Here is a 19,930-nt window from a genome sequence, read left to right as displayed (position 1 = left end):
ATGAATACATACTCTTCGAAGTCCTGCTCTTCATTTCTATTAACTGTATGCCTAATAGGGGTGTTCAATGTCGGTTCCGCGATAGGAGCCAGTACCACAACGTTACCAAACAACAGCCCTAGCGAAACGCTGCAAGGTATCTTTGAACGTGTTGAGCGCAGTAACAAAGATGATGTTCAACGTTATGAACAACTAAAATCTCGTAAACAAAGCCAGTTATCCGAAGTCAATGAACAAGTCAGTTCACAGCAATTTAAATTAAATGAACTCAACGAAAACAATGCACGACTTGAAGAAGATATTCTTAGGCTGCAACAAAAATTACGAGACAAGCAAAAACAAGTTGAAGCCGCTCGATCTGGGATCATTGAAGTAATAGACCTGACGTCTGCTCAGCAAAATAACTTTATCGCGAATAATCAACCTTTGGCGACTTGGTTTAATAACCGTATGCCTAAGCCGATAGAAAAAAGTGATTTCAATATCACAACAATTAACACGCTTTGGCTTGCGATGATTCAGCAAATTTCGGAATCGAGTGAACCAAGAGAATATATAGGCGATATATTATTGCCTAGCGGTAAAGTTGAACGTGCTTCAATTCAGCAAATCGGGGCATTTAGCCAATTATCCAAAGACTTCGGCTGGTTGAGCTTTGAGGGAGCCCGTCAGCAATGGCAACAAATCACACCACAACCCCAATTTAACCGCACACCAGATCAATGGGTTATCGACCCTAACTTTGGTTTGGGTTTTATCGCATCGGCAAAACAGCCTAAGTGGTACGAATCTTACAAGCCAGCTGGCATTATTGGTTTACTTATTACCTTCATTGCAGTGATTGGATTTTCTATCGGCTTGGTTCGCCTCATTACGCTGACTAAAGAGAAAAGAGCGGTAACCCACCAAGCCAGTAGGCTAAGTGCCCTCTCAAATGGGAACATTCTAGGACGAGTACTCATTCAGCTTAAAGAGTGCGCGACCGAGCAAGAAATGGAAGACGTGGTTGATGCAAATGTCAGTCGTGAAATGCCTTGGTTACACAAAGGTATAGGAACATTAGCAGTATTGGCAGCCATTGCCCCTCTTATGGGGTTATTAGGTACCGTTGGCGGCATGATCGAGACGTTTTCGGTGATCACAGCTCAGGGCGTAACAGATGGGGATCTACTTTCTGGCGGCATTGCCGAGGCACTACTCACAACCAAACTAGGGCTTCTTGTGGCTGTACCTTTACTTATCATCCATTGCTTAGTTAAAAACCAAGCACAACAACTTGCCGAAATTCTAGAATACCAAGTCACCAGTTTAGTGGTCGATATTCGCTACGGAAAGCGTGAGCCATGTTAGAACAACTCATCAATGCTCGCTTACCAATAGACCACCCTATCATGTGGTTTATTGGTTTTATATCGCTTGTAATGTGGGGGCTAATCATTCAGTGCTATTCACGTCTGCGTTCGCTGAAACATATCGATTTATCTTCGCAAATTGAAGTAATACTGACTCAGTACGCCAACATTAGTTCAACTGAACGTAACTATTTACGGCAGGGTTGGGTAAACCAAATTAGCCAGTACCTCAGCGTAGGGCTTAACGAAATTCGCTTATTTGTTCGCATTCTTCCAATGCTTGGCCTGCTTGGCACAGTCGATGGAATGATGGCTTGTTTTGAGCAACTCAATAGTAACGATGTACTCAGCGCCGTCTCGAATGGTATTAGCCAAGCTATGCTAACGACTTTAGCTGGCTTGCTTGCCGCCCTATCAGGTATGTACTTGGCTTATAACCTAAAAAGACAGCATCAAAAGCTCCTCGACCACTATTCTAATAAATGGAAATTTCATGAAAATTAAATCTTTCACCGATAGAGAGGAATCACCTCAAGTCGACCTGACTCCGTTGATTGACGTCGTGTTTATCCTTCTGATCTTCTTTATTTTATCGGCCAACTTCCAAAAGGAATCAGCCATAGAAGTGGATAGACCTAGCGCCTCTAGTTCTACATTAAAATCCGAATCAAAAACACTCACTGTCAGTGTCGATCGCGAGCACAATATTTGGTTTAACGGACAAAACATCAACCTAAGCCAATTGCAGTTTCAAGTAAAAGCCCAGTTATTAGGTAACAAAACGACGAATGCCATTATCAATGCCGACCGAAGCTTAGATACCGGTACACTTATCTCCGTAATTGACACACTGCGCTTATCAGGGCTAACTAATGTTGCTATCGCTACCCAAGACTAGTAAAGCAAAGTTGCTCGCTATTTTACTGATGACTTTACTCATCAACATGTTGTTGGTCGCTCTTTTGCACGTATTAATCTCAACACACAAAAATCAAAAAGTTCGTCCATTACATACAACGTATGTTCAAACAATTTCCTCTCAGAAAAAGCAAGAGGAACCGGCTATAAGCAAGCCCATTGTTGCAACCTCTGCCCCGACTTCCGCGCCTAGCCGCCCTGCTTTAATTAATTTTGCTATACCAGATATTGAGAGCTTAGTAACACTGCCAGAAGTGACATTTAAGCCAAGTGATGAAATTGATATCCACCTAACGTTTGATTTTTCTTTTTCTGGGCAAGGAGTACAACAAGGAAGTGATTTTCAGTCGAACGTGGTAATGGCAAAGCCGACTTACCAAATTCCACCAAAGTATCCTACAAAAGCAAAACGTAACGGAATAGAAGGTCACATCACTTTCTCTTTATTAATTAATCAGCAAGGCGAAGCGATCCAATATGAGGTTATTGAAGAGATACCTAAAGGGGTTTTCCTTCGTTCGTCGTTAAGATCCGTCATGCGTTGGAAGTTTGTGCCACCACAATCTGGTGAACAATGGCAGCAAGTCACTGTCAATTACAGCCTAGAGGGCTAATATTATGAAAAAATTCGCCCTACTATGGTTAGCTTTGGTTAGCTACATGACGCATGCAGAAGTAGACATTAAAACTTTTGAGCGTTACCAAAAACTCAGCCACTTTCTCGAACGTGACAGCATAAGTATCGATAGTTTTGCTCGATTCCACGATAACCATCAAGCTGAAAATTCAGAAACTAAAGAGCTTACTAAGAGCCTTTATTTGCAGGCTTGTTTAAAGCTTGAAATGGTAAGATGCGCACTTGATAGAACGAATGAACTTTTAAAGATCACGGAAAATCTTGCTAACAAAGAGCAACTTTTACGCCTTTCTGTACAGCTTAACTACCAAAACCAGCGTTACTTTGATGCGTTGGATAGATTCAATACATGGCGAGACTTGCATGTTTCTGAATCCGTCGCCTTAAAGCCCACACTCACGGCATCACAAACCGCAGCTATTTACACCATTGCCGGGCACAGTGCTTATCACATTGAGCAATGGCAACAAACTGTAATGATAATGAAAGAAGCAATAAGGTTAGATGCAACACAACAGCATTATCAACTTCTGCTTGCCAGCTACCAACGACTTGAAGCTTTTGGCAAGGAACGGGCTTTGCTGCTCAAGGTGACAGCGCTCTACCCTAATCAAGACAAGTACTGGTCTCGATTGGCACAATCCAGTGTCCAACACGGAGAAAAGCGTCAGGCGATCACGGCTCTTTCTGTCGTTAATAATTTAGGAAAACTCTCGGAGCAACAGCGCATTTTATTAGCACAGCTACAGCTAGGTACTGACACTCCAGCCTTGGCTTACCAGACACTTAATGGCTATACGCCATCAGCAAAATATAAAGATAAGGCTAATACTTTAAAGCTACATGCTTTACTGCGATCACGCCAACAACACGAAGCGATGCAACTTCTAGAGTCACTTTCTAGCCAGAGCTCATTGGCAACAAGAGCTCAATTAGCCTATGCAGAACAGAGTTGGGAGCAAGCTATCTCTCTAATAAATAAGCTTCTTACTCTTGAGCCTAAAAACAAACGGTGGCAACTCTTACAAGCAATTGCTCATTTTGAGTTGCACCAATATAACGAAGCCAAACCATTGCTCACATCTTTAGTAGGTGGGAAATTCGATAGTTCAGCCAAACAATGGCTCGCGCAAATCGCCTACTTGGATGATGCCCAGCAGTAAGCATGTGAAAACAAAATTCAAACGACAACATCCAAATTTTCGGTAAAGTCGTCGAGCTTACATAAAGTGGCTGAGCAATGTAGCCAAATCATCCAGTTAATGAACTAATGAACTAATGAACTAATGAACTAATGAACTAATGAACTAATGAACTAATGAACTAATGAACTAATGAACTAGCCTTACAATGCCCAAGTAGTAATTCAAGTAGTTCAAAGGTTTATCTTCGAGTACATTTACACAACAATGTAGATAGGCATACAGATAACATTTATGGATGTTTCGAGAGCAACAAAAATCCACTATTCGCTTCATTTCATTACAAATAATATTTACTATAGCGATTAATACATTAACCCCATCAATACTAGAGATACCACTGAGTAATGTAGATTAATAAACTATGAGGGGTATCTTGGGGAAGCAGTGCTTAAATTGGTATAACTATATTGCAATATAAACACTCTATACTGACATACATAGATTAAATCTAGGGAAAGAACCAATGCATTATCTCTTCTTAATACTAGTCATGTTTCTGAATCCTATTGCTGCACATGCCTCCTCAATAAAGACGATAAAGCTTGCTTACTCAGACATTGAATCCTTTCCATTTCAAATGGGCAATGGTACTTCTGTTGCAAAACCACCTGGTTTATCTATAGATATTCTAGAGCACGCCGCGACTACACTAAACGTTAACATCGAATATATAAGACTGCCGGGTAAAAGAGTACTTCATCATATGAAAGCCAACCAGGTGGATGGTGGGTTCATTTTTTCTTACAACCAGAAACGTGCTAAGTATGCGGATTATCCGGTAAAAGACGGACAAGTTGATAGCACATTACGCATCGCAACATTGGATTACTTTTTTTATAAGCTGAAAGAGCAAGAAGTAAAGTGGGATGGTACAAAGCTAGAATCTGTGGGGAATAGACCTGTTGGAGCTCACAACGGCTTTTCAATCATCAATAAATTGAAAAAAAATGAAATAAGCACGCTTGAAATGGAAAGTACCGATCAATTGTTCGCGATGTTGAAGAAAAGACGAATCGCCGCGGTTGCCATTCAAAGCAACATAGCCGACAGTTACATTAAAGAAAATGAACTGTCTAATATCGAAAAAATCACTCCCCCTATCTCAACAAAATATTACTATCTCATCTTCAGTCATAAATTCACAAAAGAGAACCCTGAGTTAGTCCAAAAAATGTGGAAAGCCATAGGTAAAATTCGGGATGAAATTATAGCCCGCAACATGAAAACTTACTTATCAGAAAGCAACTAATATGAAGTGTACAAATCTGAGCGCTATACTAATCTGAACTAAAAAATAGTTACGGTCTAGGAGGATAAAGCCCAAATACCGCAATACAATGAGTTAAGCCAACGTAAGGTTGTCGGTTTGTAAGCTTCTCATCCTTTCCTGTTGAATCAACCTTACCTGTTATGAAGTTGTTTTGATTGAACTGTAACTTACCCGCACCTGTGCCAACCAAATGTGCCCCTTGCGCACTCTCTCCGTTCCCATAGATCTTAGCGTCTTCATTAGCACTCACATTATCTTTACCTACCGTGTGCAAGAAAGTTTCTCCGCTCGCTGGTACTTGATTACTCGTTCCACGATCAGCAAATAGAGGAATTTCCACGGCGACATCGACATTAGCATTGCTTACATTCATTACTACGCCATTACCAACGTTATGAGTATGGGCCGGTAAATTATCTTCCGTGAGGTGGATTGATTCATGCCCTCCCATTTCCCCAAGTTGAATCAAACTTAAACTAGGGCCAGTACCTACACCAACCGCAGTACGACCTCTCATATCTGGCAACTTAAAATTGACTCTGCCATCTCCACCGAAATTAGTCCCCAGAAGAGAGAACAATGCTGTGTAGTCATCGATATATAAAAGTGCGCCGTCTGCTTGCATATAATAGGAAGAGGGACAGTAACTTGCAGCCGTCACACACATAGACCCTATATATGGTTCAGAGCTGCATCCCGCCGATGCACTTCCAGGCGAGAACATGCCAATCATTACAGCTATTGGTGTTAGCTTAAATATCCATTTATTGATGCGCATTCGAGATTCCTTGATATAGCTCCGTTGATCAAAAAACCTTATCCCTTTGCTGATATTGCGCAGACACGATGGCTTATAAAAAGACAACCGAATACTGTAGATCTGGTTCAAATCGTCTTCATCGCATTTAATAGGGTCAGGTTCACGAGACATTGTGTTCCTTGTTGGTCTAGCTATTAGCAGACCGTCTAACCTTTAGGAAACGTACATTGTTCGCGCTTTCAAGGAATATACCGTCCGATAATCTTCAGAACTATTACACGATATTACACATCACGATTCAGAGACTAAGGTGCTTTCTGCTTTTCTGCTTCGTTGCTTTGTCGCTTTAATCCTTTAATCCTTTAATCCTTTAATCCTTTAATCCTTTAATGAGATTGGTAGCCATGAATTCAGCAAGTTTACTTGGCTTGTTATCCTCCTCTCCTCTCCTCAAAAATTGCAACCTGAACCTCACATTCCCCAAGCTGTAATAAGGTGTAATGGAATAACAAAACGCCTGCTGTACATTTTGATGTTCATTGAAAAGGACGGATAGAATCGAAATGAATGATGATCTTGATATTGCTATCGTTGGGGGAATTGATCCATTTGGAGGAGCTTGGCATGAATGGAAAGCCAACCATTTCTCCGTTGATTGCAGAGCATGGAATTGTTCGGTTAAAGCTTCAATTGACCAGTTGAATACTTCCTCCGACACACTCAATAAAGTCACAGAATGTGCTTATGAAGGGAGTCAATCATGAATACTCAATGGATCAGTGTTGCCGATTACTTGTTGTTACGTCTTAAAGAGCTAAACCTTGATAAAATCTTTCAAGTGCCTGGCGACTATGTAGAAGAATTTATAACAGCCTTAGAACGTTTCGAGGGTATTGACGCCGTTGGTGACATAACTGAACTCGGCGCAGGTTATGCTGCAGACGGATATGCGCGCTTCAAAGGTATTGGTGCGGTCTCAGTCCAATATGGAGTCGGCACTTTTAATGTATTAAATGCCATCGCTGGTGCCTACGTTGAACGAAACCCAATCGTTGTTATCACAGCCAGCCCCTCATTAAATGATAGAAAAGTACTACAACAAACCCACGCACAGTTTCACCACTCAATTGGCAATCCCGATTGTGACAAAACCATTTTTGAACACGTTACCATTGCTGCGGAAATACTTAGTCACCATGTTAGTGCTCCAGCACAAATCGATAGCGCCTTAGAAGCCGCTCTGCTACACCGACGTCCAATATACCTTGAAGCCTGGCAAAACGTCTGGGGAGAATTAGTACCGCCCCCACGTCAGCCATTGTCACAAATCACGCTTGCTCCTTCCAAAGCGATGCAAACAAATTTAATAACCGCAATAGAGCACCAGCTGCGCCAAGCAAAACGCCCGCTGCTTATGCTCGGGATAGAGCTCTCGCGTCTTGGTCTCCAGCAAGAAATCACGACACTCATCGAAACATTAAATATTCCGTATACGACCACTACCCTAGCGAAATCACTGATAAGTGAAGCTCATGGAGTAGGAAAAGAGAATTTTATTGGAACATATTCTGGAGAGGCGTCCAGCCAAGCTACCCTAGACATAATCGAAGAGGCTGACTTTATTCTAGCGTTAGGCGCTATGTTCACTGACGATTACCTCTCCCTGCTTCAACACAAACAAAATCAACTCATCAGAGTGAATATGAATGATGCACTAGGCGAAAAGAATGACCCTTATTTGCAGGTTAGTTTAGTCGATACTATTGACCAGTTGACCTATGGCTTCAAGTCGCCTTCTCCAATTACTAACTGGTGTTCTACGTTACTTAACGATAATCGACTTCCTTTCCCCGAACATCATGAAAAAATCACTTATGAAGTTTTTTTTTCAGCCTATCAACGGGCACTTGAGCATAACGATACTATCCAAAACAGTAACCTCATATTAGGTGAAAGTTCATCGCTAAATATGGCTGCGCGTTTGTCCGGATTTAATGAAAGCCATTTTATCTGTGACGACGCATGGGGATCAATCGGTCATGAAACTGGCTGCGCCCTTGGTATTTCTATGGCGAGCCAACGCCAAAGTATTGTGGTTACTGGAGACGGCGGGCTAATGATGATGTGCCAAGCCCTGTCCACGCTATCCAAACATCATTCTAATAGCGTAGTTTTTGTTATGACAAACGATGTTTATGCCATTGAACAATCATCTGTTGATAGCTGTGCATTAACATCAGGCGACCAACTTGCCCCTTTTAACGGTCTTCCATCATGGAATTATAAAGCGCTAGCAGAGGCGTTTAACACTGCATATTTGCATGTTGAAACTATCGGGGATTTAGACGGTGTTCTTGACAAAATATCGGTTGAATCCACTCAGCCCACTTTAGTGCAAGTCGACATAAACAAACCCGATTCAGCACCTGAGACTCGATCCATCGCTGGGTCGGTCACCGAGCAAGATATTAACGAGTGCCCAATTAACAACGCGCAGCATACTTCAGTTGAGGAACCGTCATGGACGATATGAATACACAATTCGATTTATCAGATACACCGCATGAGCAATTACTAGAAGCACAACGTCTCATGGCAATATATAAAAACAACGCTGCGCGCTATGCCTATCAATTATCCCAACTTGGTGTTGATAAAAACCAGATTTTAGGGTCACATCGTTCCCAACCTTCCCAGAGCCCTGGGTTAAGTAAATATCAAGCTCAAACACTTATCTTTAATACTCGGCTTATTGCTTACCCATCAGTGATTGTCATGTGCAAGAGTGAGTCAGACGTGATCACAGCCTATCAATTAGCAGTGAAGTTTAACTTACCCGTTAAAATACGATCTGGGGGACATGATCACGAAGGAGAATGTACGGGGAATGATGTTGTTCTATTGGATTTAAGTGGATTAAAGAGAATTAGCGTGAAGCAAGACTCCAAAGGTTATCTGATTCGTGTTGGTGCCGGTTATCGCTTCTACCAACTGGTGCCTATTTTAGCCGACACAGAAAATGGCACACGCCCTGCACTAACCATACCTCATGGTACTTGTGCGACGGTTGGGCTGGCTGGGTATATTCAAGGTGGAGGTTGGGGACCATGGACTCGCTTGCACGGCATGTGTTGTGAACATTTGATTGAGGCAAGGGTCTTATTAGAAAGCGGAGAATTGGTGGTTGTGAACGAAGAACATTATTCAGATCTGCTCTGGGCGCTTCGTGGCGGTGGAGCTCTGAGTTATGGCATTGTTCTAGAGTTTACACTGCGAGCTTTTGAGATCCCTGATGAAATTCATCGTTTTGAATTGGATTGGAATACACAAGAAGTAGATACAGGACAGGCATCAACTTACAGCGTTTTAGAACAATGGGAAAACACAATTAACGATAAAAGCACTGTCGAGTTAGTTGGAACTAACCTAAAAATCAACGCGATCCCCTCCACGTTCATTACCGAAAAAGAGTGCATTAGAGATCTCCAGCACCCCTGTACTATGTACGGATACTGGGATGGTAGCGAAGAGAAACTAAAACAGTTTGCTAAACAAAACTTTTCAACGGGTAGACTTAAGATTACGGGCACTGACAGTAAACACCGTTATGATTCTTCATTAATGGGGCACTGGGCGAGAAACTCACTGTACGATGTGAGGCGCTTATCGTCGGCTCCCAATCAAAGTAAACCATTTACCCCTGATTTTGATTCCCCAGCCCCACACAAAATCACATCGAAAGTCGTAGCAGAAAAGGGGCTCGGTGACCTTGGTAAGGAGCAATTGATCCAATCATTAACGTCGACCCTAGTTTTCGAGGACAATGAGTCACTAGGACTGTTCTGTTACGTCACCCTAGGCGCTATTTCAGGGCCATTTTATGCAAAAGACACCAACGAAACAGCCAGTAAGCGTGTCGCTTTTCCCTATGCAACTTCCCAATACACAATCCAATACCAAACTTGGTGGAACGAAAAAGTATACGAAGTTGAAAAAGGTCAACATAACCCTGTATACAATTATGTGAACCGAGCTTTAGATTGGATGGAAGTCTGTCGAGACACTCATATATGTGGTACTAGAGGCGCATTTATCAGCTTCAAAGACAGCTCAATCCCAACACGAGAGTATTTTCAACAACATTATCAATCGTTAATTCAGACCAAAGAAAAATACAGTGGTCTTTGCCAAGACGTCCAACCAGGCTCAGATATAGGTTATAACCATTTGCGGTCACGAAAAACGATTTACTGACACTCTCAACCTATTAAGTACCCTAAGGCTACCCAGAATATTATTGATATCAAAACAACGTGCTTCGATAAAACTGGGGAGCCGATTACCCTAATCAACTTACTCTATTACTCTGTTTAACCTGTTTAGCCTGTTTAGCCTGTTTAGCCTGTTTAGCCTAAAAGGCAGTTAGCAATAGACGTCTTAATACAGCAAGGCATTCGCGTTTATTCATGGTTAAAATGACTAACCGCTCTTTACCGCATCACGCTCTACTGAACTCCCCCTAAGAAAGAATACAACCCAAGTCACGGAAATATAAACATTGATGAATACAATATGAAGAATCCATCAAAACTAGTGATAATAAATATCGATACTCATCCTGAAGTACTAGACTGATATTCCTAACGATGGCATTCAAGAGTAGGTACATGATTCAAAAAGAAGACACGACGGACACAATAGAAGCACGCTTTCACTCCCAGCATTACATTTTACTAGAGCAAATAGGCGAAGGTGGATTCGGAAAAGTCTATAAAGCGCTGCAACTCAGCACTGAAAAAGTCGTCGCGATAAAGTTTCTTACATTAACAGGAACTGAATGCCCTCAGAAAAGACAGAAAAAAATTGCTCGTTTTAAACGTGAATGCGATTTGGTTCGTCGACTCAACCACCCCAATATCGTATCTCTCCTAGACAAAGGTCAGCAAGGCGAGTGCCTTCTATACGCTGTATACGAATTTGTTGATGGTACAACATTAAAGGAATATATCGACTCTCAAGGTCAAATAGCTCCAGCTGAAGCCGCTGAAATTATGGCTTGTGTACTTGATGCATTAGCTCATGCGCATGAACTTGGCATCATCCATAGAGATATAAAACCCGCTAACATAATGCTTTTCAACGTAGGTGCAAAGCAGCATGTAAAAATCCTCGATTTCGGGATCAGTACGCTCAAAAATGATGGGAAACATTCTGACTTCCAAACATTAACATTGAATGATGAAACTCTGGGTACACCTCAATACAGTGCGCCTGAACAATTAAGAGGCGAGCCATCTTTACCCCAAACCGACGTTTACGCTTGGGGACTCGTATTTCTAGAATGCCTCACCGGCACTCCCACGATCAAAGGCAACAGTGCTGCATCAATTTTTTATCATCAACTTAGCGCTGCCAACATCCCTTTAGGAACCCTTGCTGGGCATCACTCTGCACAGTTCTTTAGACGAGTACTGCATAAGAAAGCGTTAGAACGCCCTGGCAACACTATTGATTTATATCGTGAATTTCGTAGATTCAATTTTTCAGACCTAGTGCCAACTGCATCGCGCGCCCCATCAACACAAGCTTTGTCGTTACAGCAAGAATCAATAACTCAAACTGGTTTTTTATCATCCACGAGATCACAATTCACGGAGCGCAAGGAAATCACCGCACTGTGTATCATTCTCTCGGAAGACAGAACTAACTCCAACAAGTCCGCACACGATAAGCAAGACATCGCCGAGATGCTTTTATCAGATCATCACCACCAGTGTGTAGATATCGCACTTCGCTATGGAGCCACTCAGGTTGGAACCGTTGGTGATACAACGCTATTTTATTTTGGCTACCCAGTAGTCAGTGATAACGATAGCCGACTCAGTGCAAGAGCTGCGCTGGATATATGGAACAATCTTCATTCTAAGCAAGCATCGCTCAGTGAACTGCATGACATTAAATTCGAACTTAGAATAGGCCTGTCTAAAGGGATGATGAGAAGTATTGATGGAGCAATACCAGAAGGTCGCGTTTCAACCGAAGCTATGGCTCTGGCGCGAAATGCTCAACCAGAGGAAATAGCTTGTTCGCCTCTGTTTAAAGACATGCTCAGTCATCAACTTTTATTTGAGCCAATTAGGAACGATTCAACACCCGCGGCACCTTATGGATACAGGCTTAAAGGTGAACGTTTATCTGAAGCCTTCTCATTTTTACGTAAATCACAATCAAACAATGCGATTTTTGGTCGTCAAGAAATCCTTGAGAAACTTTTGCTTTTAAATCGTCCTTACGGTCAGTATCAACTCTTTCATATTTACGGTGAAGCTGGTATCGGTAAGTCTCGTTTACTGCTTGAGCTAAAAGAGTGTTTAAGTCATACCAATGTCTTTCCTCTACAGTGTCTACCAGAATTTCAAACCAATGCTCTTTATCCCTTACTCAACTTTTTTTCGGTCCATTTCGACCTAAATGGTGAACATGCTGAGTACAATTATAAACATGTAATAGATTCGCTATCACTTTCACCTTTGGAAAAAGAAAGAGGTTCCGCCATTCTATGGGCATGGTTACAGCCTTACTTAAAATTATCTCGTCACAGTGAAAAAGAATTCCAGAAATCCATCTCTAATCTTTCGCTTAGCCAACAGAAGTCGTATCTTTTTTTAACTTTATCCCACCTCCTACAGTTAGCCTGTAGTGAAGGTCAAGAAGCAAATGGTAAGGGATCATGCCTATTTGTTTGTGAAGATCTCCATTGGTCTGATGCTACTACGTTAGAGTTTATTCGCTATTTAGTTGAAAGCTCGAATTACATGAGTCAGCCCTTTCGCTGGCTAAGCACTTCACGAACACAGCACCCAGATGAATTCAAGCAGGCGAAGATTTTTGAGATAGAGCTCAGTTCTATCTCACCGATAGAATGCCATCATTTAATTGAACATTTATTCGATAACATGCCCATTAGCGACAGAGTGAAACAACTGCTCACCACAAGAAGCGACGGGAACCCACTCTTTCTTGAAGAATTGGTGCTCTATGCACAAAAAAATGGGCTTGTTAAGAAAGTGAATGGTCATATTGACTTCGTTGTATCAGAGCCCGAATCGCACGTGCCAGAAAACCTTAGAAGCTCCTTGCAACAAAAACTCAATGACCTGACCTTTGCAAAAGACACAGCACAGCTTGCAGCTGCCATAGGTCGAACTTTCAGTAATAAGTTAATTCAGCAAGCTTCAGATAAAAATACAGGTCAAATTCAAGCAGATTTAGATGAACTGCAACGAACCAATATTATATTTATACAACGCAGTGTTGAAGGGAGTCAGTATCAATTCAAACATGCTCTGATACGTGATGCCATTTATGAAAGTTCAACGACACAGCACAAAAGTCATCAACAGCTCGCCAATGCTATGGAAGCTAACATTGCCGAAACAGCTTACCCTTCAGCTTTAATTGGGGATCACTGGGCAAAGACACTTTCACCAAGTAGAGCTACACCTTATTACTTAAAAGCCGGAGAGCAGGCAGCCCAAGCATCCATGGTAGATGATGCTATTCAATACTTTGAAAAATCGCTAAAAATATCATTACACGAGAATGAAGAGGATCGTTTTAATTCGGATAAACTATCAGCACTTGTTGGTCTTGGTGATAACTTAATCCGTTTGGCCAAACACGACGAAGCACGAGCTTACTACTTAGATGCTCTTCAAGAGAACAAGCTAGGCGATGCTTTAGTCAGTGCAAGTTTGCATGTTAAGTATGGTAAATCTTTAGAAACCCATCATTTACATGCTCAGGCGCTAAAAAGCTATGAGCAGGCTGAAACACTGCTGAATACCAATACTGTTAAGAACACGCGCTGGTATAACACTTGGTTAACCATCCAACTGTGTCAGTTATATATTTATTACTGGCGCAATAAATTGCCAGAGATGCAGAACGTACTCCATGTTATCGAAGCACACCTTGACCACTTTAACGATCCGCTCTCACAGGCTCAGTTTTATGACGCAAAACTACAATTTGAATTACGGAACAATCGTTACGATCTGAGCCAGGAACAAATCGACTTAGCTCAACAAGCTTACGATGCCTCATTAAAAACAGATGATCATCCACTGCAAACACACTGCTTATTTAGTTTAGGGTTTACATGCTTGTTCAGCCAACAGTATTCCACGGCGAAACAGCATCTTTTAGCGGCACTAGAACACGCCAACGAAAAAGCTGATACGACACTTAAAACCCGTTGCCTTGCCTATCTTGTTGTGCTTTTCCGACTGCAAGGCGACATCGATAATACCCGTATTTATTTAAAGCAAGCCCTCTTCTATGCTCGAGAGTCTGGAATGGATGACTACGTCGCTATCGCCAGTGCAAATGAAGCTTGGCTCACTTATAAACAAGACGATTTTTCTGGTTCTCAAACGTTCATTGAAGAAAGTAACCAGATTTGGAAGGCGTTATCCAATGAGTTTCCATTCCCGCTACAGTGGCTAGCTTTGCTCATTGAACTTGAACTACTCGCTCACGCTCAACCCGACAAAAAAAGAGATAGCGCTCAAGAGCGCATCATTGCCGTGGTCACAACGTTGCTAGATAGCAGCCAACATGCCCTTCCTCATTCCGTCGTTAATCCACTGAAGGAAATAATCAACGATAGAAGCAACCACGAATACCATCAACAATTGGTAGAAAACGCACTAACAAATGCAAAAGCGCTAGGTTATTTATAATTAAAAGGACAAAATATGAACAATCCATCCATAGAAGAGCTTCAAAAAAGACTGAGCCCTTACATCGATGATCAAGGACAACTTACCCTACGTTCACAAGATATTTATGTGATTAGGCAAAATGGTCACCAGGCAACGCTGATCAATCACAAAGACTATACTTCTGATGCGATGAAATGCATTGAATGGTGCTACAGCCCATCCGATTACCATTTCTTTTTTGGTTCTAAAGTCGAGGATCAAAAGCTCCAACAAATCAATATAATGGGACCAGCGCTGACTAAAGTCTTACCTTGGAACCTAAGTAATGCTCAATGTCCACCTGATGTTAACATTACCGATTTGGAGCCAGGTTACCTACTCGACCTGCGCGTTTTACAGCTTAATCGATTACGAGCTCCTTTACGTGAATCGCCCCAGCTTGATGTCGCTAGAGACACCCCTATCAGCAAATTAGACCCGAACTCTACCGCACCAATCATAAAGTTCGTTAATGACCACGTTCCTTTATCAGAGGTCAAACAACTTAAACAACCCGTTCCTGAGAACCTCTATATCGTTTCCTATGTGAATCCACTTTTGGTCAGAGATGACAATCAATTTTACCCATATCACATTCACTATTTGAGCCTAGATAACTTGAATAGTTTAGAGACATTGAACCTCGAACATGGTGCAGAAGACGACCTCAATCAATTACAAGAAACGATCGAGGAATTAAAAGCCAGTATTCATCGTCACCAAGATGATCTCATACCTTATTTAGACACGATAAAGCAAAACAGTGACACGCTAACCGCACAATCACTGGCTCGCTATTATCGTGATGCTGGAGTTCAAGTAGGGGCTGTTAACCCTAAGGATTTACAGGAAGAAAGCCTACTTGTTGGCACAGTTTGTACCGTTGCCAATCTGCAAAGCTTCTTGAAATAAGACGCAGTTAATACGAAAGGAGCCAAACCATCACTTGGCTCCTACTCTTTGTCATGGAAGGACAATGAATGAGCTATAAAAGACACCAAAAAGGGACGCATCGTCTGTGTTCTCCACAGTCCACTTTCGACAAAATATCTCCTTTTTTTAAAGAAATGGGAATCACCCGCGTTGCCAATATTACAGGGTTGGATCGTATTGGCATTCCAGTTGTCACGGTATGTCGACCTGATTCTTGTGCCATTTCCGTTGCTCAAGGAAAAGGCTTAGATCTAATGTCTGCAAAAGTGTCTGGAGCAATGGAAGCGATTGAGACTTATCACGCTGAACACATCGATTTACCACTAAAGCTAGCCAGTTATTCTCAGCTATCGAACAAGTATTCAGTACTAAATGTCGATGGTTTGCCCAAGTTAGCGTTCAGCCAATTTTCTCCGCACGAACAACGCCTATGGGTTGAAGGAATTGAGTTGTTCACTCAACAAGCCACTTATGTTCCTTATGAGGTTGTGCATTGCAACTACACGCTTCCTTTACCCACTGGCAGCGGTGCTTTCGCGATGAGTTCAAACGGTCTTGCTTCAGGTAACAGCATGGATGAAGCCATAGTGCACGGTCTATGTGAGGCGATAGAACGCGATGCTTTAGCGTTATGGAAAGTAGAACAACGCTATTCGAACCATCCAGAAACCAATCAATTAGATCTTAAAACAATCGATGATGAAGATTGCCTAGAGGTTATCAACCAATATTATCAGGCGGGCGTTAATGTCCAAGTTTGGGATATCACAACCGATATTGAGTTACCCAGTTTTTATTGCCGTATCGTCTCGGAAACATCGCAAAACTCAGACCAAGGTCCATCCTATCCAGCTTTCGGATCAGGTACTCATCCTTGCAAATCCATTGCTCTTTTACGGGCGTTAACAGAAGCTGCGCAAACCCGATTAACCATGATTTCTGGCTCTAGAGACGATATTAACGCCAATGCCTATCAACGTCTTGACTCAGAAAAAGAGAAAGGAACTCCGCTAAACCCGCCACCTCATTTACTGAGAAACTTTAACGATATTCAGTCTTGGAGCAATCAATGCTTTAAAGAAGACATTAAGCTGATTACAAGCAAACTTAAGCAAGTCAACCTCGCTCAAGCCGCCTTTGTAAACCTTGAGAAAAGTGAATTTCAAATCCCAGTGGTCCGTGTAGTCGTTCCAGGGTTAGAAGGCATTGATGAGCTGCCCGGCTATCAAATGGGAACACGAGCATTAGCCATCAAAGCCTTGGCAAGTTCAGGAGAACAAGCATGAGTGTGATTATTTTTTCAGGACCAACACTTAGCGCACCTGACATTAAAAATATTTTGAAGGCTGATTGTCGACCGCCCGCCAAGCAAGGTGATATTTATCTAGCCACCTACGACCAACCTAATGTTATTGTTTTGATTGACGGCTACTTTGAAAATGTCCCGGCTGTCTGGCACAAAGAAATACTCTACGCCATGTCTATTGGTATCAAAGTGTACGGTTGTTCAAGCATGGGTGCACTAAGAGCTGCCGAGCTTACACATTTTGGAATGCAAGGTTTTGGTGACGTATTCGAAAGCTACTACGCGGGTATTCTGGAAGATGATGATGAAGTGGCATTGATTCACGGACCTAAAGAACTTGGCTACCCTCAGGCATCGACTCCAATGGTCAACATTCGCGCGACCCTAGAGCAAGCTGTAGAAAGAACCATACTTAACCAACAAGAGTCGGACCATCTTATTGATTCAATAAAGCAGCTTCATTATCCAAAGCGTTCTTTCTTCGTACTTCATGACTATGCAAAACAATACTTGGGCGATACCAAAGCTCAATCATTGCGTGAATTTACAGAAAATCATTCCATTGATATAAAGAAACGTGACGCAGTCACACTTCTCAAACAACTTTCTGAGCGTCCAAAACTTCTGCATCCCCTCAAAGCTGAAAATAGACACCGTTTTATACCGACTGATGCTTGGGAGAGATTAGTTTCTCAATTAGATCACCAAAGAAAACTCTCCACACATTTCATGACAACAGAAGAACTCCATCGAGAGCTAAAGTTAGATGGTTGCTTTTGGGATCTGAAACAACAGGCTCTGTCCCGAAAAAGCGCGTTGAGAACAGCCTCTATTCACAACCCAACGATTTCGGATAAACAAAAACAGAGTGCCTTACTTGAACTGGCATTCAAACAATCCGCTTACACAAATCAAGACTTAGATTTTGAGTATTTAGCTACTTGGTTAGCATCACAGAACATCAGTACTCATGATTTTGAAACACTCGTATCCAATGAGTCTCTATTCGCGTGGCTAAATGATAACCATCAGTACTTTGATAGTGAACTCATCGATCTATTAAAGCTCAATCAGCGCTATTCAGACTACCAGTCTCGAATCACATTTAAACGTGACACTCAGCAACTCTCTTTATCAGAACTAAATATTAATGAACAACAGCTATGGGGCTGGTTTTTTTCTACCAAACACTCCAATAGCCCCACGCATAACCCTCAAGATTTGTGGCCAATTCTTGGTTTTACATCCTATGAAGAATTAAAAACCGCCACCATGCATGACTATCAATTTTACCTACAATCAGGAAATCACTTATGAACTACACACGAAAATTAACCCTTATTGCATCCTTGAAGATTGACCGTGAACAGGAAGAGGAATTCATGGAGCTAGCGAAGTTAGTTTTCCCCCCACTTGCCAGTGAAACAAAGTGGCAACTGACCTCACTCAAGTCATTCCCAGAAGAGAATGTGCAAACAATAAATATCCAAAACCTATGGCGAACAAATGATGAAACGGCAGAACAAGTAGAGACCGGGCTCCAACGAGCGATAGAAACGCTTACTCAGAATGTTGCTGATTATCAACGACAGCTCGAAATGTTAGACGCATTAATTGTTGAAGAAACCATTAGCTATGCCACTGGCTATACCATTTAACGTCATATAAAGTTAAGGCTCGTAATATAAAGCGAATGGCAACGTCTTATAAAGGTCTGAAATAGTGAGGGACACACATGGCTTATCTCAGTAATCTACGATTTACTCACCCGATATATCTTAAAGCGTTTCACCAGTTTGGTCGGCTGTCTTCATCTGTGAATACAACCATTAATCTACCTGACGTTTCGCGACTACACGCCATTATAGAGTTCCAGAAGCAGTGGTTTATTCGTGATCTCAGCCAGAATGGCGTGCGAATTAATGGCCAAATGATAGAAGCCAATCGACCTCATTTACTCAATATTCATGATCAAATTTGGTTTTCTAACGCTCAACAGGAACCGTTCATTATTGAGAGTCTCGAACCACCAAAAGACATTTTACTGCCAACGCAGCAAGAGGTTTATGTTGAACCAGACCTTAAGCCAATTTACCTAGATCGTTACCACTTCTTACCCAATGATACGGCCCCTGAACTGGTGGTCTTTTATGATCAAGATGAACAAGAATGGCAATGTGAACATTTTGAGAACAATTTGTGCAGTATCTTGAACGACGGTGAACAACTTAAATTTTCGGAAAAAACCTGGCAGTTATTCAAAAGCACAGAGACTGAGGATATGGAAACGATGTGCCTAAAAGCGCAACCGACCGATAACCTATGCTATGTCTTCAATATCAGCCAAGATGAAGAACTAACGGAACTCATCATCCAAGATGCACAGCGGTCTATAAATTGCCAAACTCGAAGTCATCATTATTTAACAGCCATACTCGCTCGCTATAAAGCAGAGGATCTAAAAAGCAATGTTCCCGAGCCATTGCAGGGTTGGCGTTCAATTGAACAATTAACCAAAGATTTGGGACTAGCGGAGACCCATATTAATATTCAAATACACCGGGCACGCAAACAACTTTCAGACTTATTGGAACCAGAAGGTGTGTTAGTTCCAAACCTTATCGAAAGAAAACGAGGAAGAATAAGGCTAGCGGTAAGAGACTATCAAATCATTAAAGGCAGCACATTAGAAGTTGATTCGAGAAGCTTGGTAGCTTAGTCAGAACATTCCCTACAACAAACGATAAAGGTTTGGAAAATATTTAAATGGTTGTTAGATGAATA

Annotated in this window: 16 protein-coding genes; 15 read left to right on the top strand and 1 reads right to left on the bottom strand. The window is 41.8% G+C overall.

Annotated features, from left to right (window positions below; genetic code table 11):
- From OCU78_RS16535 to OCU78_RS16510, 6 genes are all read left to right on the top strand, one after another.
- A complete protein-coding gene (locus OCU78_RS16535) occupies positions 1-1,350 on the top strand; it encodes a MotA/TolQ/ExbB proton channel family protein (protein ID WP_137375302.1) in 1,350 nt (449 codons plus the stop codon).
- Positions 1,344-1,856 (top strand): MotA/TolQ/ExbB proton channel family protein, encoded by a 513-nt coding sequence (locus OCU78_RS16530; RefSeq protein ID WP_137375303.1) that lies wholly within the window; start codon positions 1,344-1,346, stop codon positions 1,854-1,856. Before OCU78_RS16535 ends, OCU78_RS16530 begins: the two co-directional genes overlap by 7 nt.
- Positions 1,846-2,250 carry an ExbD/TolR family protein gene (locus OCU78_RS16525; RefSeq protein ID WP_137375304.1) on the top strand — a complete coding sequence of 135 codons (405 nt, stop codon included), beginning with the start codon at positions 1,846-1,848 and terminating at the stop codon, positions 2,248-2,250. The genes OCU78_RS16530 and OCU78_RS16525 overlap by 11 nt, the downstream gene beginning before the upstream one ends.
- Entirely contained in the window at positions 2,225-2,884 is a 660-nt protein-coding gene (locus tag OCU78_RS16520) for an energy transducer TonB (RefSeq protein WP_137375305.1), read from the top strand. Before OCU78_RS16525 ends, OCU78_RS16520 begins: the two co-directional genes overlap by 26 nt.
- 4 nt (positions 2,885-2,888) lie before the next feature.
- On the top strand, positions 2,889-4,070 hold the full coding sequence (locus OCU78_RS16515; RefSeq protein WP_137375306.1) for a tetratricopeptide repeat protein: 1,182 nt from the start codon (positions 2,889-2,891) through the stop codon (positions 4,068-4,070).
- A 505-nt stretch (positions 4,071-4,575) separates the two neighbouring features.
- Positions 4,576-5,361: a substrate-binding periplasmic protein gene (locus OCU78_RS16510; protein ID WP_137375307.1), complete on the top strand. Its 786-nt coding sequence runs from the start codon at positions 4,576-4,578 to the stop codon at positions 5,359-5,361.
- A 49-nt stretch (positions 5,362-5,410) separates the two neighbouring features.
- On the opposite strand, the gene OCU78_RS16505 is transcribed toward OCU78_RS16510, so the two are convergent.
- Positions 5,411-6,160, bottom strand: a complete 750-nt coding sequence (locus OCU78_RS16505) for a phage tail protein (protein ID WP_167494075.1) — start codon at positions 6,158-6,160, stop codon at positions 5,411-5,413.
- A gap of 545 nt (positions 6,161-6,705) precedes the next feature.
- On the opposite strand from OCU78_RS16505, the gene OCU78_RS16500 reads away from it, so the two are divergent.
- The 9 genes from OCU78_RS16500 to OCU78_RS16460 all read left to right on the top strand — a co-directional run bounded on the left by OCU78_RS16500 (position 6,706) and on the right by OCU78_RS16460 (position 19,865).
- The gene (locus OCU78_RS16500) at positions 6,706-6,906 is read left to right on the top strand and encodes a hypothetical protein (protein ID WP_137375309.1); all 201 of its coding nucleotides are present in this window, start codon (positions 6,706-6,708) and stop codon (positions 6,904-6,906) included.
- A complete protein-coding gene (locus tag OCU78_RS16495; RefSeq protein WP_137375310.1) occupies positions 6,903-8,675 on the top strand; it encodes a thiamine pyrophosphate-binding protein in 1,773 nt (590 codons plus the stop codon). The genes OCU78_RS16500 and OCU78_RS16495 overlap by 4 nt, the downstream gene beginning before the upstream one ends.
- Positions 8,663-10,396: an FAD-binding oxidoreductase gene (locus tag OCU78_RS16490; RefSeq protein ID WP_137375311.1), complete on the top strand. Its 1,734-nt coding sequence runs from the start codon at positions 8,663-8,665 to the stop codon at positions 10,394-10,396. The genes OCU78_RS16495 and OCU78_RS16490 overlap by 13 nt, the downstream gene beginning before the upstream one ends.
- 413 nt (positions 10,397-10,809) lie before the next feature.
- Positions 10,810-14,886 (top strand): protein kinase domain-containing protein, encoded by a 4,077-nt coding sequence (locus tag OCU78_RS16485; protein ID WP_167494076.1) that lies wholly within the window; start codon positions 10,810-10,812, stop codon positions 14,884-14,886.
- 15 nt (positions 14,887-14,901) lie between these two features.
- A complete protein-coding gene (locus OCU78_RS16480) occupies positions 14,902-15,819 on the top strand; it encodes a hypothetical protein (RefSeq protein ID WP_137375313.1) in 918 nt (305 codons plus the stop codon).
- Positions 15,820-15,887: 68 nt separating this feature from the next.
- A complete protein-coding gene (locus OCU78_RS16475; RefSeq protein WP_137375314.1) occupies positions 15,888-17,126 on the top strand; it encodes a YcaO-like family protein in 1,239 nt (412 codons plus the stop codon).
- The gene (locus tag OCU78_RS16470) at positions 17,123-18,463 is read left to right on the top strand and encodes a TfuA-like protein (RefSeq protein WP_137375315.1); all 1,341 of its coding nucleotides are present in this window, start codon (positions 17,123-17,125) and stop codon (positions 18,461-18,463) included. Before OCU78_RS16475 ends, OCU78_RS16470 begins: the two co-directional genes overlap by 4 nt.
- Positions 18,460-18,804 carry a hypothetical protein gene (locus OCU78_RS16465; protein WP_137375316.1) on the top strand — a complete coding sequence of 115 codons (345 nt, stop codon included), beginning with the start codon at positions 18,460-18,462 and terminating at the stop codon, positions 18,802-18,804. The genes OCU78_RS16470 and OCU78_RS16465 overlap by 4 nt, the downstream gene beginning before the upstream one ends.
- Positions 18,805-18,881: 77 nt before the next feature.
- Positions 18,882-19,865, top strand: coding sequence for an FHA domain-containing protein (locus tag OCU78_RS16460; protein WP_137375317.1), 984 nt, complete (start codon positions 18,882-18,884; stop codon positions 19,863-19,865).
- The last annotated feature ends 65 nt before the right edge of the window (positions 19,866-19,930 follow it).

Origin of the sequence: Vibrio gallaecicus, from assembly GCF_024347495.1 — a bacterium.
GTDB lineage: Bacteria > Pseudomonadota > Gammaproteobacteria > Enterobacterales > Vibrionaceae > Vibrio > Vibrio gallaecicus.
Note: the sequence above shows the minus strand (reverse complement) of the source record. Positions and strands in the feature narration are given on the sequence as shown.

Bases quoted from the DNA above. Each gene is read 5' to 3' on its own strand.
- OCU78_RS16490 (WP_137375311.1), top strand. From the start codon at position 8,663: ATGGACGATATGAATACACAATTCGATTTATCAGATACACCGCATGAG.
- OCU78_RS16510 (WP_137375307.1), top strand. From the start codon at position 4,576: ATGCATTATCTCTTCTTAATACTAGTCATGTTTCTGAATCCTATTGCT.
- OCU78_RS16480 (WP_137375313.1), top strand. From the start codon at position 14,902: ATGAACAATCCATCCATAGAAGAGCTTCAAAAAAGACTGAGCCCTTAC.
- OCU78_RS16515 (WP_137375306.1), top strand. From the start codon at position 2,889: ATGAAAAAATTCGCCCTACTATGGTTAGCTTTGGTTAGCTACATGACG.
- OCU78_RS16525 (WP_137375304.1), top strand. From the start codon at position 1,846: ATGAAAATTAAATCTTTCACCGATAGAGAGGAATCACCTCAAGTCGAC.
- OCU78_RS16500 (WP_137375309.1), top strand. From the start codon at position 6,706: ATGAATGATGATCTTGATATTGCTATCGTTGGGGGAATTGATCCATTT.
- OCU78_RS16520 (WP_137375305.1), top strand. From the start codon at position 2,225: ATGTTGCTATCGCTACCCAAGACTAGTAAAGCAAAGTTGCTCGCTATT.
- OCU78_RS16485 (WP_167494076.1), top strand. From the start codon at position 10,810: ATGATTCAAAAAGAAGACACGACGGACACAATAGAAGCACGCTTTCAC.
- OCU78_RS16465 (WP_137375316.1), top strand. From the start codon at position 18,460: ATGAACTACACACGAAAATTAACCCTTATTGCATCCTTGAAGATTGAC.
- OCU78_RS16530 (WP_137375303.1), top strand. From the start codon at position 1,344: ATGTTAGAACAACTCATCAATGCTCGCTTACCAATAGACCACCCTATC.
- OCU78_RS16475 (WP_137375314.1), top strand. From the start codon at position 15,888: ATGAGCTATAAAAGACACCAAAAAGGGACGCATCGTCTGTGTTCTCCA.
- OCU78_RS16505 (WP_167494075.1), bottom strand. From the start codon at position 6,160: ATGCGCATCAATAAATGGATATTTAAGCTAACACCAATAGCTGTAATG.
- OCU78_RS16535 (WP_137375302.1), top strand. From the start codon at position 1: ATGAATACATACTCTTCGAAGTCCTGCTCTTCATTTCTATTAACTGTA.
- OCU78_RS16495 (WP_137375310.1), top strand. From the start codon at position 6,903: ATGAATACTCAATGGATCAGTGTTGCCGATTACTTGTTGTTACGTCTT.
- OCU78_RS16460 (WP_137375317.1), top strand. From the start codon at position 18,882: ATGGCTTATCTCAGTAATCTACGATTTACTCACCCGATATATCTTAAA.
- OCU78_RS16470 (WP_137375315.1), top strand. From the start codon at position 17,123: ATGAGTGTGATTATTTTTTCAGGACCAACACTTAGCGCACCTGACATT.